The following is a 13,171-nucleotide window of genomic DNA, read 5'->3' on the forward strand; positions in this document are numbered from 1 at the left end:
AGAGCCTGGTGTCGGCCTCCTGTCAGCAGTGCTAGTCTTCTTTTTTCAGACTTCCGGACCGGGTGCGTGATGCGGCATAGGCGGCCAAGAGAATGGAGCCGATCACCGCGCCGGAGATGACGTTGGACACCGCAGAGATCAGGCCCTGGATGTACACTTTGTTCGCCGGCTCCGAGTACACCAGCACATCGAGCGTTGGCGCGATGGCCGCCCACGCGACGAGGTTGGTCAGGCCGGACACGACATTATAGCCGATCAGTTTCTTCTTGCCAAAGTCGCCTTTCGACACGTCCAGCCGCTTCCAGAACAGGCCGATGACCCCGCCGACGAGACCGGTTGTGACCACCCAGGTCCACCACGGCGTGCCGTACTGCGTGAAATCGTTCAGCGCGTGGCCGAGAAAGCCCATGATGAAGCCGGCCACCGGGCCAAACAGCACACTCATGAAGCCCAAAAAGCCGTAAGAGGTATCGATGTTCGTGTTGGGAAAGCCGGTTGGAATGGACACCCAACGCTTCAGGATAAAGATGAGCGCGGTACCGATCCCAATGGCGACAACGGTCCTCACACTGAACAACTCACTAGATGATTGCTTGTTTTTTGCCATAAGGCATTTCCCCCTAGAAAAATAAATAATGTACGCCGGCCCAAACTGGACGAGCGGGTGAACGGCCAACTCCATCCTCAATCAAAAAAACGTCGCCCCAAGCAATTGCTTAGGACGACGTTGCGCGGTACCACCTAAGTTGCCGCCACAGCGACCACTCGAAGCGCTTAAGGCGCGCGGCACCACCCTGCTGAGAGCCATTCTTGCAGACTTTTCGATGATCCTTACACCATGTGGATCACTCTCTGAGCGAAAAGGAGACTGCCGTACTATCTCTCAGTACCGACTGACGATGTCAATAGCTTAGCAGTCCGGCCCTAAAAAGTCAAAGCCATAAACGAACGATAAGAGCGCTAACATCCAGTTAATTCGGCATCCTAAAAGTAAAATGGCCAATTTGCGCATTTTGACGGGCCGCGTTGATAAACCGCCGGCCATTTGGTATGATTGTGCGAACGTAGTGCATTTATAGAAGAAAAGCGAGGTAGCGAAGTGCTAACTGTTTCCAACGTTTCGATGACTTTTTCCGATCGGACCCTGTATTCTGACGTTAATCTGAAGTTCACGCCAGGCAACTGCTACGGCATTATTGGCGCTAATGGCGCAGGCAAGTCGACGTTCCTGCGGATCCTGGAAGGCCAGTTGACGCCAACCACCGGCAGCGTCACGCTCGATCCCAACGAGCGCATGAGCTCACTTAAGCAGGATCACTTTGCCTTTGACGACCAAACCGTGATGAACACGGTGCTGCAGGGTTACACGCGGCTCTACGACGTGATGACGGAAAAAGATGCCTTGTACCAAAAGGCCGACTTCACCGAAGCCGATGGGAACCGGGCCGCGGCGCTGGAAGGCGAGTTCGCGGAAATGGACGGCTGGAATGCAGAATCCGATGCCAGTCAGCTGCTGCAAAGCCTGGGGATCGCGGAAGCGCAGCACCAGATGCTGATGGCCGAACTGCCCGAAGGCGAGAAGGTCAAAGTCCTGCTGGCCCAGGCACTGTTCGGCAAGCCGGATGTGCTGCTGCTGGACGAGCCGACCAACGGGCTGGACCCGCAGACGATTGCTTGGCTGGAGGACTTCTTGGCCGATTATCAAAACACCGTCTTGGTCGTCAGCCATGACCGGCACTTTCTGAACGCGGTTTGCACCGAAATGTGCGATGTCGACTTCGGCAAGATTGAGCTGTTCGTGGGGAACTACGACTTCTGGCTGGAAAGTTCCAAGTTGGCCCAGCAGCTGCGGTCCCAGCAGAATGCCAAAAAGGAAGAGCAGATTAAGCAGCTTCAAGATTTTATTGCACGGTTTTCCGCCAACGCATCAAAGTCCAAGCAGGCCACCTCACGGAAGAAGCAGTTGGACAAGATCACGCTGGATGACATCAAGCCCTCAAGTCGCAAGTACCCGTTCATCAAGTTCACTCCAGAGCGCGATTTGGGCAAGGACCTGGTGCGCGTGGCCAATGTGTCCAAGACCATCGATGGTGAGCAGATCCTCAGCAACGTCTCGTTCATCCTGCGGCCGGGCGATAAAGCTGCGCTGATCTCCCGCTCCGACGTGACGGCCAGTGTGCTGATGCAGATTTTGGCTGGGACGATGCAGCCAGACACGGGCAGTGTGACCTGGGGCGTGACCACCAGCCGCGCCTCGATGCCGCGTGACCTGAATCCCGAATTCAGCGACGAGCGCCTCAACATCCTTGACTGGCTGCGGCAGTTCGCCAGCAAGGAGGAGTCCGACAACACGTTCCTGCGCGGGTTTCTCGGTCAGATGCTGTTCCGCGGTGATGATGTCCTCAAGCAGACGCCGGTGATGTCCGGGGGCGAAAAAGTGCGGGCCTACCTGGCCAAAATGATGTTGAGCAAGGCGAACGTCCTGCTGTTTGATGATCCCACCAACCACTTGGACCTGGAAAGCATCACCGCGCTGAACGATGCGCTGATCGATTTTTCCGGCTCACTGATTTTCACCAGCCACGACCATCAGTTCATTCAGACCATCGCCAATCATATCATCGAGGTCGGGCCCAAGGGAATTGTTGACCGTGCGGACACGACCTACGACGACTTCATGGCGCATGAAGTCGCACAGGCGCAGGTCGCCAGCATCTATTAAAAGAAGCGTCTCAAGTTTGCCCCCAGTGCCGTTGGCGGGGGCGCCTGAGACGCTTTTTTTAGACCAGCGCAAGTAAGTCGCGAGGTTGGGTCAAGCGCTGGGCGATGGGCGCAAACGCCGGCGTGGGTTTCGGGGTCGTCCAGGCGGCCAGGCCGAACGCCACATGGGCGTCGTGTGCCGCCTGGGCGTCGGTGAGGGTATCGCCGACGTAAAGCAGGTCGTCTAAGTCAGCATTTAGTCGCTGGGCTGCCAGGAGAATCGGATCCCCTGCAGGTTTGTCGCGCTTGGCTTGACCCGCGGTGACCCAGGTGTCGATGTAGCGACTATAGTGGTAGCGCGCATCATCAAGCGCAAATTCGTGCGCACTTTTGGCTGTCACAATGCCCAGCGTGGCGCCGGCCTGGCGCAGCTGGGTCAAGACCTCGGGAAACCCCGGGATCCAGCCCGACCGATCGGCAAACGCCATGGAGTCGCTGATCCACTCTTCAATGGCTGCGGCATTTTCGCGAGGATCAGTGAAGCCCAAACGCGTCATTGTCTCAACAGACGAGACCCCGTTTGAGAAAGTCAGGTCCGCCAGCGCGTAATCTTTGCCGTGGCGGCGCATGGTTTGCTGCAGCCCGTGCAGGTACATGGCTGGTGAGTTGATCAGGGTGCCGTCAATGTCGAAGATGAAAGTTTTCATGGTGCACCTCCCGCGACCAGTATACCGAAAAAGCGCTGTCAAGTTTGGAAAAAATCCGTTGACAGTGGGGCGAACAACTGTTTGAATTGAGCATAGAAATGGGGGTCATCACATGCGTATTATGCACACTGCCGATTGGCATATCGGGAGGAATTTGGCAGGCTTTGATCTGGCCGAGGATCAGGACGCGGTGTTTGAGGAACTGGTCGCAACTGCCAAAAAAGAACACGTCGATGCGATCATTATCGCCGGCGACCTTTACGACCGCGCCAACCCGAGTGAGGAATCCGTTAAACGCGTCAATCAGATGTTGTTTCGCCTCAACCGGCAGGAAGGGTTCCCGCTCTTAGTGGTGTCAGGTAACCACGATTCCGGCGTGCGGCTGGGCACCGGGCAGGAGTGGTATGCGGCCACGCAACTGTACATGCGCACGACACTGAAGGACGCCTTTTCACCAATCGTGATCGATGATACGCAGTTCTTCTTGCTGCCGTACTTCGAGCCTTATGAGGCGCGAGAGGTGCTGGGCGACCCCAGCCTGACAAACGTTAACAAGGCCATGCAGCGCATCAGCAAGGAAATGGTGCAGCAGTTCGATCCGACCAAGAAGCACATATTGGTCGGCCACTTTTTTGCGGCCGGCAGTGCCCACTCGGATTCTGAGACCCTGGTCAACGTCGGCGGGTTGGATGCCGTGGCGGTGTCCGACCTGCAGCCATTCGATTACGTCGCGCTGGGTCATTTGCACAACCGCCACGCGCTCGATGATGCGAAGGTGCAGTATGCCGGGTCGCTGCTGAAGTTTTCGGTGTCCGAGGCGGCGCAGGAAAAAGGCGTCTACATCATCGATACCGCCACCATGCAGCGCCGGTTTGTCAGTTTGGCCCCGTTGCATGACCTGCAACACCTGACTGGCAGTTTTGCCGATTTTGCGGATCCGACCAACTTCAGTGAGGCGGAGAAAGAAGCGTACACGGCGCTGACGTTGACTGATGTCGAGGTGATCCCCAACGTGATGGCCAAGCTGCGCCAAGTCTTTCCCCGGTTGATTGGGCTGGATCGCAAGCGCCACGTGGACCTCGGGAAGGTCGTCCAGACGAACGTCAAGCTGGCGCCGACGCAGCTGCTAGGCGAGTTCTTTTCGCAAGTGACCGGTGCGGAGTTAAGTGAGCAACAACTGACGTGGGCTAAAGCCGCGTTGACCAAGGCAAAGGGGGAAGACTAATGCAGCTGCAGACTTTGCAAATGGAATTTTTTGGGCCATACCGCAACGCGACGGTCAATTTTGAGCGCTTTGCGAAGACCCCGCTGTTTTTGATCAGCGGCAATACCGGCAGCGGGAAGACCACCATTTTTGATGGGTTGGTTTTTGCCCTGTACGGGGACACGTCAGGCGACCAGCGCACCGGCGAGGAGCTGCGTGCGAACTTTGCGACCCCCAAGGAAAAGACCCGCGTCACGCTGCGGTTCCACCACAACGGCCACGACTACGAGATCTGGCGCGAGCCGGCCCAACTGCTGGCCAAAAAGCAGGGCGGGGTCACGAGCAAGCCGATGAACGCGTGTCTGACCGTTTACACGGACGGCAAGGAAAGCGGTCAGTGGACCAAGAAACGGGATATTGCCCCGAGAATCAACCAGCTGCTGCACTTGGACGCCGACCAATTTCGGCAGATCATCTTGCTGCCGCAGGGCCAGTTCCGTCAGTTCCTTGACGCCAATTCTGACGATAAGGGGAAGCTTCTTCAGCGCTTGTTTGGCACCGGTCTGTACGCCCGCTGGCAGGACGCGATGAATCAGCAAGCCAAGGAGGCAGTGGCCAAGGTCAAGCAGGCCACAGACCGCTTGGTCACCTTGGCCGGTCAGTTTGCCTACGATGCGGACAGAAGGCCTGCCGATGGCGCGACGCTCAGCGACCAAATCGCTGCCATGAAGGCCACCGTGGCGGCGTTGACCGCTCAGCAAAGTGCACAGCAGGCTGCTTTGAAGCAGGCAACGGCCAAGTATGAGCAGGCCAATACGGCATACCAAAGCGGGCAGCAGCTGCAACAGGCATTTGATGCTCAGCAGGCGGCCCAGGCCGCGCTGGCTAGGCTGGCGGCTGACGGCCCAGCCCGCGCCGAAAAGACGGCGCTTCTGGCCAAGCTCGAGTGGGTCGACACCCACAGCGGTGATGCGGATCGCCTGATCAGCCAAGAGGCGGAGTTAACGCAGCTTGAGGCGGCTCTGACCAATACCAGAGCGGCTCTGAAGCAGGCTGAGCAGTCACTGACGGAAGCCCAGCAAACCAAGCAGGCGCTCGCCGCGCAAACCGATGAGATGACGGCGGCCAGCAAGCGGGAAACGCAGCTGAGTAGCATTCGACCACAGCTGGAACGCGTGGCGAGGCTGGCGCAGGCGCTAGGTGAGGCGCAGAACCAGCAAGAAGAAACGTTAGAACAGCAACAGACTGCCCAACACGCGGTCGATCAGGCGAAGGCGGCACTTCAGGCTAACGCCGACGCGCTTGAAACGCTGACTAAGGCTGATCAGACGGCAGTGCTACAGACCAAGGCGCAGCAACTGGCTTCGCTGAAGCCGGTGCATGACCAGTGGCGTCACGTCGCAAGTGAGCTCAAGGCCGCACAAGGCCAGGTCGCGACTGCGCAAGCTTGGGTCAAAACCGCAAACGCTGCGGCAGAAGCGGCCCAGGCAGCCTATACCCAGTTGCACGATGATCAGCTGCGTGCGCGCATCGCGAGTCTGGCGGCCCAGCTGACCCCAGGTGCAGCGTGCCCGGTTTGCGGCAGTACCGAGCACCCCCATCCGGCGGTTGCGACTGAAACTGCAGTGGTGACCGATGAACAGGTTGAAGAAGCGGATTATGCCCGGCAAAAGGCGCAGGCAGATTTGGCCAGCGGCAAGGCGGACTTGGCGCAAGCGCAAACCACTGTGGCCAAGCTCACAGACCAGGAGCAGGCGCTTGCAACTGAATTGGCGGCTACCGGCGATCCCGAGCAGGCTTTCCAGCAGCTTACGGCTGATGTGGACAAGCTCCAGCAAGAAGCCGACAGTCAAAAAAGGCAGCTGACCAAGCTGAAGCAGCAGGCCGCCAAGTTGCAGACGAATCAGGAAGACGCAGAAGCGACCCTTAAGCACGCTGATGACGCCTTTCACCGTGCGGATGCGGCTCTGACCGGCGCCGAGTCAGCGTTGAAGACCGCACAGCAGGCACTGCCAAAGGATGCGCCGTCGCTTTCGACGCTTAACGCAGAGCTGACCAGACTGCAAACCAAGCTGAAGGCGTTTGCGGATGACCAGGCCAAGAGCGAAACCGCGCTGAGCACCGCCAAGCAGGCGGTGGCGAGCGCTAAGGCGACGCAGACCGCGCAGGACAGCCAGCACACGCAGACACAAACCGCCTTGACAGCTGCCAAGACGGCGTTTGAACAGGCGGTAGCGGACAACCTCGACGGCGCGACGGTGGCCGACTTTGCCGAACTGCGGCATCAGGTCGATCAAATCACGGCGATCAGGGCTGACCTAGAATCGGCAAAGACCGCAGCGACGACGCAAACCGCCCTGTTGAAGCAGGCAAAGGCCCAAATCGGGGATGCCGAAGCGCCTGACCTCACCATTTTGGCCCGCCAGCGCGAGGCGGCCAGCACAGCACAGAGTCAGGCCCAGGCGGACATGGCAACGGCCCAAAGTGCCTTGCAACAGGACCAGCACCTGCTGAGTCAAATCGACGCCGCGTACACGCAAAATCAGGACGCCCAAACGCGCGCCGAGTCGTTGTCTGCCCTTGCCAGCGTCATGAATGGGAACAACGAGCGCAAGCTATCGCTGGAGCGCTTTGTTCTGCGCGCCTACCTGCAAGAAGTGCTGACCGTGGCCAACACTCGGCTTGGCAACCTGACTGCCGGCCGGTATCAGTTCCAGTTGCACCAGGAGCCTGGCAGCCACCGCAACGATTCAGGTCTAGAAATCGATGTGTACGATGATGAGGTCGGGGCGACTCGGTCCGTGCACACTTTGTCGGGTGGTGAGAGTTTCATCGCGGCGCTGAGTTTGGCGCTGGCGTTAGGCGAGGTGATCCAACGCGAAGCCGGCGGGGTATCGATCGATGCCCTGTTCGTGGACGAAGGGTTTGGCTCGCTTGACAGCACCAGCCTGCACACCGCTATGGAGGCCTTGGAAACCATCGAGGGCCAGGCCCGGATGATTGGGATCATCAGCCACGTTGCCGAGCTGCGCGCCAGCGTGCCGGATCAGCTGCAGGTGACCGCAAGCGGCACTGGTGAAAGCACGCTAAGGGAAGCACATGCCGACCGGTGATTAGCAGCTGCCATGTTCGTGTGCTAATTTTTGCCAAAAGTGGTACACTGGATGTGTTGAGAGGTCAATCTCTCATCTCTATGCCACTGTAAAAGAGGCGAGAATAATGGCAGGAAAGCTTAGTAAACAGGAACGCAAGGCAATGATCGAAGAAGTTGAAAAGAAGCGTGCCGAGCATCCAGTAAAGAAGACTGAGTCAGGGTTTGCCACAATCGACAAAGAAGCCGAGAAGCTCGAGGATGAAAAGTAATTTTAAAACACGTTGTAGTCGCCAGTGATGGCGGCTATTTTTTATCTATGGCGAAGGGCAATGCCTTGACTAAGGCGAACAGGTCAAAAGGTTTGACATGAAGCAAAAGACCGGGTATAAGTGGGTGAATGTTTGGCAATGGCTGAGGTCAAGAGAATGGAGGAGTACAGATGAATCGATCAACACCGCGGCATTGGGGGATTTTTGCCGCCGTACTACTGAGTGCGCTGATCTTTACGGGATGCGGTCAGCGCGCCGCAAAGTCAGATTCTGCGGCACCGAGCAAAAGTGCCAAGGTCAAATCCAGCACCAAGGAACATGTCAAGGTTAAGTCCAGTCGCCCGACCAGCAGTTCTAGCAAGGCAAGCAGCAGCTCTAGCACCGCGGCTTCAGCAGCGAGCTCACAGCCGGCCACACCATGGGACAGTAGTAAGGATGCGGCCTTGACCAGTTTCGTCAATGCTTGGGCAAAGACCATGGGGCAGTCATACGCGAAGTATGACGGCGTCCACCCACTGAAAACCTCGGTGGGCACGACCTATCCCACGGATTTTTCACAGGAGCTGGTCAACAACACGCCGAATCTGCTTGCGTGGCATCCTGATGGCACAGGTAGCAGTAGTTATAACGTGGTGGCCATTTATAACTATGATGGCACTGAGCCACCGTTGCCGAGCCGCATCACCTATTTCTTCACGTTTCATGAGGGGCAGCCGTTCGTCTTGGTGGATCAAAGTCGCGACGGCGCCCCGACTGCCGGCGAGACCCAGAATGCTTCCCTGCGCAGCAACTTTCAGCGCATTGCCGAGGGCAAGCCTGCGCAATAACTCCGAATCATCGGGTATCATCCGAGCCAGCATCTGATGCTGGCCTTTTCTGCACGCTTTGAGCACCCGCGCTGAACACATTGAATTGCTTCTGTCTAATTTGTTGAGATTCAGCCTCGGGGGTATAATCGATGCAGTAAGCGGAGGCCGTAATGACAGATGAGCGAAGTCGCCACCAGGAGTTAGTGGCGCGAATCAACCGAATATTTCTGCGCAACGGGCTTTCCGGCCAGTCGATGGCTGCGCTGGCCAAGGCGGTGGGCGTCAGCCGCGGAAAGCTTTACCTTTACTTCTCCAGTCGGGATGAAGTGGTGGTGGCCGTCGTGGATCAGTACGTGGCCTTGGCGAGTGCGCAAGGCCGCACGCCGAGTCAAGACTGGACAGTCCAAGCACTGCCGCACTGGCTGCTGACAGAGTTGATGCTTCTGGGTTCGAACAGTCCGGCATTTTTGGATGACCTTGGGCACGCGTACCCAGCCCAGCGGCGCCGGATCGAAACCGCTTTGCACCAGTGGGAAGAGCGCTTTGCTGCCTACCTGAACGAAGGGATGGCGCGTGGGATTTTCCACCCGATCGACATTTCGTTATTTCTAATGATGATCCGCACCACCGCGGACGGGCTGAACCGGCCGGGGCGCCTGGCTGAACAAGAAGCCAAGCCGGTCCTGAAGCATTTGCTGCGCATCCTGACACTGGTGCTGTTGGACGAAGCGGCGACTAAGCAGCTGTTGACCCAGGAGGCCACGCAGCGCGCGGTCACCGCACTGGCAGGGCAGCTGACCGCGCTTTATCAGCAATAAAAAAAGTCAGCCGGGGCTGACTTTTAGCTTACTGTAACGCGTATTGACGAATGACTTCTCCGAGGCCGCCTTCATCATTGGTGCCGGCGATGACCTTGGCGTGGGCCTTGGCTTCGGCGGTGCCGTTGCCCATCGCCACAGGCAGCCCGGCAACGTCGAACATCGCGATGTCGTTGCCCTCGTCGCCCACAGCCATGATTTCATCCGGGGTCAGGTCGAGGACCCGCGCCAGGTCACGAAGCGCCTGGCCCTTGTTCACGTGAGGATCCATGATTTCGATAAAATTGCGGCCAGCGCGCACGACGTAAAACCGGTCTTCAAGGGCTTGGCGAACAGCCTGTTCCGCCTGGTCGAGTAAGCTTTCCTTGCCGACATACGCCCCTTTGGCAATGGCAAAATCACCTGGCAGCTCATCCGGGTCCCGAATGAACAGCCCGGCCTGGTTTTCGGCGGCCTGTTCGACGATCCACCAGTCGACATCGCGATCGGCGGTGAAAATGTTGGAATGCTCGTCCAGCACGTTGGTTGGCAGGTTTAACCGCTGGCCCAGCGCCGTGATTTCGCGGTAGGCGGCGTTATCAAGCAGATGCTTGGCCACCACGCGGCCGGCGAGTGATTCGGTCACAGCCCCGTTGTAAGTGATGACGTACTGGTCGTCCCCGGTCAGCGCCAACTGGGTGAGATAAGGGGTCACCCCGGCCAGTGGGCGCCCGGTGCAGAGGACGACCTTAATGCCCCGGGCCACTGCGTCCTGAACGGCCGATTTCGTGCTGGGCAGGATTTTGCGGGTCGAAGTCAGTAAGGTGTCGTCAATGTCGAGCGCGATCATGCGAATCTTCATAAGCGTTCCTCCGTTTCGTGAATAACTTGATTATAGCAAAGCATGGGAGCGCTTGCAGGACCGGCTGCACGAGCAACTTGTTGGGGGTGAACTTATGGCACCGAATTGGTCAAAAGCAAAAGTCACGGCGTTTCGCCGGGCGCTGTTGGGCTGGTACGATCAGGAAAAACGGGACCTGCCCTGGCGGCGGGATCACGACCCGTATCACATCCTGCTTTCGGAAACGATGCTGCAGCAGACGCAAGTGGCAACGGTGATTCCGTACTATGAGCACTTCCTGCAGCTTTTTCCCACTGTGCAGGCGCTGGCGCAGGCCCCAGAGGACCAGGTGATGAAGGCCTGGGAAGGCCTTGGGTACTACTCGCGGGCACGGCACCTGCAGCAGGCGGCCAAGCAGGTCGTTCAGGATTACGGCGGTCAGTTCCCACGCACTGCCGCGGAGCTGCGGCAGCTTTCGGGGATCGGGCCCTACACGGCTGGGGCGATCGCCAGCATTGCCTTTAATCAGCCAGAGCCGGCGATTGACGGGAATGCGTTTCGCGTGTTTTCCCGGCTGTTCAAAATCGATGCAGACATCGCAAAGCCCCAGACCCGGCAGTTGTTTGATCAGCTGATTCGGCAGTTGATCGACCCCAAGCGGCCCGGTGATTTTAACCAGGCCATCATGGACCTGGGCAGCAGCTACATGCGGGCCAAGGATCCGGACCCCGCACACTCCCCACTGGCCGCCTTCGATCAAAGCTACCTGAGTGACACAGTGATGGATTACCCAGTGAAAAGCAAAAAGAAGCCGAAGAAGGTGGTGCCTTACTTTGCGCTGGTCATTCACTCGCCCCAGGGGTACCTGCTGGTCAGGCGGCCGCGCACCGGGATGCTGGCGGATCTGTGGATGTTTCCCTTGGTCGACCGCAGTGAGCTGGACGCGGCGCTGGAGGTGGACCAGTTGGTGGAAGCCGCGGACCGCTTTGAGGCGCTCGCCGACGTTCACCTGACGTTTGAAGTCACTGGCGCCAAACTGGTCCGCCACACGTTTACCCATCAGCAGTGGCAGTTGACGCTGGTCCAGGCTGACAGTCCCGCCTTCGATTTGGCGGTGCTGCCGGCCAAGTGGGTCAAGGCGGCGGATTTTGGGCGCCTCGCGCTGCCGACGGTGCAAAAGAAATTGCTGAAGGCATTAGGCCTGGGAGGAACCAAATGAAGACACTGATCATTGTCAGTCATCCGCAGCTTGCCGCTTCGCCGACGCAGCAGTTCCTAAAGGCCAGCGCGGCCGGCGTCAAAGGCGCCACTTGGCACTACCTGGACGCAATCAAAACGCTTGATGTTCCAGCTGAGCAGGCGCTGATCCAGGCCGCCGACCGGCTGATTTTTGAGTTTCCGCTGTACTGGTACCAGGCCCCGGCCAGCCTGCACGAGTGGCTGGCAGCTGTGTGGACCCGTGGGTTTGCATACGCCGAAGCCGGCGGCAAGCTCACCGGCAAAACGTTAGGGCTGGTCGTGTCATACAGTCAGCCGCAGCAGGCGTACCAAATCGGCGGCAGTGAAGGGGTCGCGATGTCCACGCTGCTGAGTCCATACCAGGCGTTGGCGCATAAAACCGGCCTGCAGCTGCTGGCCCCGCTGGAAATTGCCCAGTTCAGCTACCTCACAGAGCAGCAGCGGGCAGAGCTGATGACGCGGTATCAGCAGTACCTGACGCTCGAACGGCCCACCCGCTTTGCGGACCAGGCGGCGTGGTTTTTAGCTCAGCTTGACCAAAAAGGGACACAGGACGAGCACGTGGCGCTGATGGCAACGACGCTGGCGGCTCGGCAGGAGCAGCTGGCCGGGCTGCGCCACACCATTGCCGAACTGCGAGAAGGGGAGGACGACTGATGGACGAAACCACGAAATGGCTGCTTGACCAGGCCGAGGTCCAGGCGGCGCAGGCGACGGCTTACGAAGACCGCGCCTTTTTCTTGGCGCTGCGACAGTTTATCCAAACTCAGGCGACGCGGCTCGAGCAGGCGCAAGGCGAGGTGGACGGGCGAAGCTGGGACCACCGCCGCTGGTAAATCCAACCTTGGGCTGATGGGTCAGGGGCTTTGACGTGTTAGGCTTAAGGTAAAGAAGGTTGATTGCCATGCGAAATACGGTTGAAAAATTAACACGTTATGCTTGGTTGCACGCACTGGTGTTGGCGCTAGTCGGCGTGTGGTTCCTGCTGGCACCAATGTCGGTTTACCACGTGGTGAAGTATGTGCTGCTGGGTGGGTTGCTCCTGCTCGCACTGGCCGCCTTCATTGATGCGATGCGGGCACAGCGCGGTACGCTAGAAAGTCAAAGTGCGCTTTGGCGCGGTGGCGGCCTGTTGGTCGGGGCCCTGGTGGTCTCCGTGATGCTGCGGCCGGCACTGGCGCTGCTGCCTGTCGTGATCGGTCTGATGCTGGTGGTTTACGGGATTTCTCGAATCATCACGGCGCGCGACCGGCAGGTTTACGTTAACGTCTCGCCGTTTCCAACGATTCTTTACGGCTTGGTGGTGGCCATTTGCGGGTTCGTGCTGTTATTCAATCCGTTCCGGTCGATCATGGCGCTGCTCCAAGTTGTCGGCGTGATGCTGATCGTGATGGGCATCCTGGAACTAGTTGATGCACTGCGCGGCCGGCGCAAGTAAAAAAGTTCGCCTGGTTCTGCACTCGGCCCTGTCAAGTTGACAAATGAAATAATATAAAGTTTTGTCTGTTTCT

13 protein-coding genes are annotated in these 13,171 nt (G+C 58.4%); 10 read left to right on the forward strand and 3 right to left on the reverse strand.

Translation table 11 applies throughout. From position 1 onward, the window contains the following. Positions 1-31: 31 nt before the first annotated feature. Entirely contained in the window at positions 32-607 is a 576-nt protein-coding gene (locus FC75_RS08850; protein WP_056989683.1) for an ECF-type riboflavin transporter substrate-binding protein, read from the reverse strand. 492 nt (positions 608-1,099) lie between these two features. Between FC75_RS08850 and FC75_RS08855 the strand changes: the two genes are divergently transcribed. Continuing rightward, positions 1,100-2,722, forward strand: a complete 1,623-nt coding sequence (locus FC75_RS08855) for an ABC-F family ATP-binding cassette domain-containing protein (RefSeq protein ID WP_054662299.1) — start codon at positions 1,100-1,102, stop codon at positions 2,720-2,722. A gap of 58 nt (positions 2,723-2,780) precedes the next feature. Here the strand turns inward: FC75_RS08855 and FC75_RS08860 are convergent, their stop codons facing one another. Further along, the gene (locus FC75_RS08860) at positions 2,781-3,407 is read right to left on the reverse strand and encodes an HAD family hydrolase (RefSeq protein WP_054662302.1); all 627 of its coding nucleotides are present in this window, start codon (positions 3,405-3,407) and stop codon (positions 2,781-2,783) included. A gap of 112 nt (positions 3,408-3,519) precedes the next feature. Between FC75_RS08860 and FC75_RS08865 the strand changes: the two genes are divergently transcribed. The 5 genes from FC75_RS08865 to FC75_RS08880 all read left to right on the forward strand — a co-directional run bounded on the left by FC75_RS08865 (position 3,520) and on the right by FC75_RS08880 (position 9,601). After that, positions 3,520-4,632, forward strand: a complete 1,113-nt coding sequence (locus FC75_RS08865) for an exonuclease SbcCD subunit D (protein WP_056989684.1) — start codon at positions 3,520-3,522, stop codon at positions 4,630-4,632. Then, on the forward strand, positions 4,632-7,724 hold the full coding sequence (locus FC75_RS08870) for an AAA family ATPase (protein WP_056989685.1): 3,093 nt from the start codon (positions 4,632-4,634) through the stop codon (positions 7,722-7,724). The genes FC75_RS08865 and FC75_RS08870 overlap by 1 nt, the downstream gene beginning before the upstream one ends. 106 nt (positions 7,725-7,830) lie before the next feature. Then, complete coding sequence (locus tag FC75_RS12890) at positions 7,831-7,974, forward strand: hypothetical protein (protein WP_169790464.1); 144 nt, start codon at positions 7,831-7,833, stop codon at positions 7,972-7,974. 170 nt (positions 7,975-8,144) lie between these two features. Then, entirely contained in the window at positions 8,145-8,801 is a 657-nt protein-coding gene (locus FC75_RS08875) for a DUF4767 domain-containing protein (RefSeq protein WP_056989686.1), read from the forward strand. Positions 8,802-8,953: 152 nt separating this feature from the next. Next, positions 8,954-9,601 (forward strand): TetR/AcrR family transcriptional regulator, encoded by a 648-nt coding sequence (locus FC75_RS08880; RefSeq protein ID WP_056989687.1) that lies wholly within the window; start codon positions 8,954-8,956, stop codon positions 9,599-9,601. Positions 9,602-9,629: 28 nt separating this feature from the next. On the opposite strand, the gene FC75_RS08885 is transcribed toward FC75_RS08880, so the two are convergent. Beyond that, entirely contained in the window at positions 9,630-10,442 is an 813-nt protein-coding gene (locus tag FC75_RS08885; protein ID WP_054662326.1) for a Cof-type HAD-IIB family hydrolase, read from the reverse strand. Between the two features lie 94 nt (positions 10,443-10,536). On the opposite strand from FC75_RS08885, the gene mutY reads away from it, so the two are divergent. The 4 genes from mutY to FC75_RS08905 all read left to right on the forward strand — a co-directional run bounded on the left by mutY (position 10,537) and on the right by FC75_RS08905 (position 13,098). Beyond that, positions 10,537-11,640, forward strand: a complete 1,104-nt coding sequence (mutY, locus tag FC75_RS08890) for an A/G-specific adenine glycosylase (RefSeq protein WP_054662329.1) — start codon at positions 10,537-10,539, stop codon at positions 11,638-11,640. After that, positions 11,637-12,317, forward strand: coding sequence for an NAD(P)H-dependent oxidoreductase (locus tag FC75_RS08895; RefSeq protein ID WP_054662332.1), 681 nt, complete (start codon positions 11,637-11,639; stop codon positions 12,315-12,317). The genes mutY and FC75_RS08895 overlap by 4 nt, the downstream gene beginning before the upstream one ends. After that, the gene (locus tag FC75_RS08900; protein WP_054662335.1) at positions 12,317-12,496 is read left to right on the forward strand and encodes a hypothetical protein; all 180 of its coding nucleotides are present in this window, start codon (positions 12,317-12,319) and stop codon (positions 12,494-12,496) included. Before FC75_RS08895 ends, FC75_RS08900 begins: the two co-directional genes overlap by 1 nt. 68 nt (positions 12,497-12,564) lie before the next feature. Further along, positions 12,565-13,098, forward strand: coding sequence for a DUF308 domain-containing protein (locus FC75_RS08905; RefSeq protein WP_054662337.1), 534 nt, complete (start codon positions 12,565-12,567; stop codon positions 13,096-13,098). Positions 13,099-13,171 lie beyond the last annotated feature (73 nt).

The sequence above is a fragment of the Lacticaseibacillus camelliae DSM 22697 = JCM 13995 genome (assembly GCF_001436615.1).
Taxonomy (GTDB): Bacteria; Bacillota; Bacilli; order Lactobacillales; family Lactobacillaceae; genus Lacticaseibacillus; species Lacticaseibacillus camelliae.

What these genes read in the sequence shown, in the direction of transcription:
- mutY (WP_054662329.1), top strand. Translation starts at nt 10,537, where the DNA reads ATGGCACCGAATTGGTCAAAAGCAAAAGTCACGGCGTTTCGCCGGGCG.
- FC75_RS08885 (WP_054662326.1), bottom strand. Translation starts at nt 10,442, where the DNA reads ATGAAGATTCGCATGATCGCGCTCGACATTGACGACACCTTACTGACT.
- FC75_RS08870 (WP_056989685.1), top strand. Translation starts at nt 4,632, where the DNA reads ATGCAGCTGCAGACTTTGCAAATGGAATTTTTTGGGCCATACCGCAAC.
- FC75_RS12890 (WP_169790464.1), top strand. Translation starts at nt 7,831, where the DNA reads ATGGCAGGAAAGCTTAGTAAACAGGAACGCAAGGCAATGATCGAAGAA.
- FC75_RS08880 (WP_056989687.1), top strand. Translation starts at nt 8,954, where the DNA reads ATGACAGATGAGCGAAGTCGCCACCAGGAGTTAGTGGCGCGAATCAAC.
- FC75_RS08860 (WP_054662302.1), bottom strand. Translation starts at nt 3,407, where the DNA reads ATGAAAACTTTCATCTTCGACATTGACGGCACCCTGATCAACTCACCA.
- FC75_RS08900 (WP_054662335.1), top strand. Translation starts at nt 12,317, where the DNA reads ATGGACGAAACCACGAAATGGCTGCTTGACCAGGCCGAGGTCCAGGCG.
- FC75_RS08865 (WP_056989684.1), top strand. Translation starts at nt 3,520, where the DNA reads ATGCGTATTATGCACACTGCCGATTGGCATATCGGGAGGAATTTGGCA.
- FC75_RS08850 (WP_056989683.1), bottom strand. Translation starts at nt 607, where the DNA reads ATGGCAAAAAACAAGCAATCATCTAGTGAGTTGTTCAGTGTGAGGACC.
- FC75_RS08905 (WP_054662337.1), top strand. Translation starts at nt 12,565, where the DNA reads ATGCGAAATACGGTTGAAAAATTAACACGTTATGCTTGGTTGCACGCA.
- FC75_RS08895 (WP_054662332.1), top strand. Translation starts at nt 11,637, where the DNA reads ATGAAGACACTGATCATTGTCAGTCATCCGCAGCTTGCCGCTTCGCCG.
- FC75_RS08875 (WP_056989686.1), top strand. Translation starts at nt 8,145, where the DNA reads ATGAATCGATCAACACCGCGGCATTGGGGGATTTTTGCCGCCGTACTA.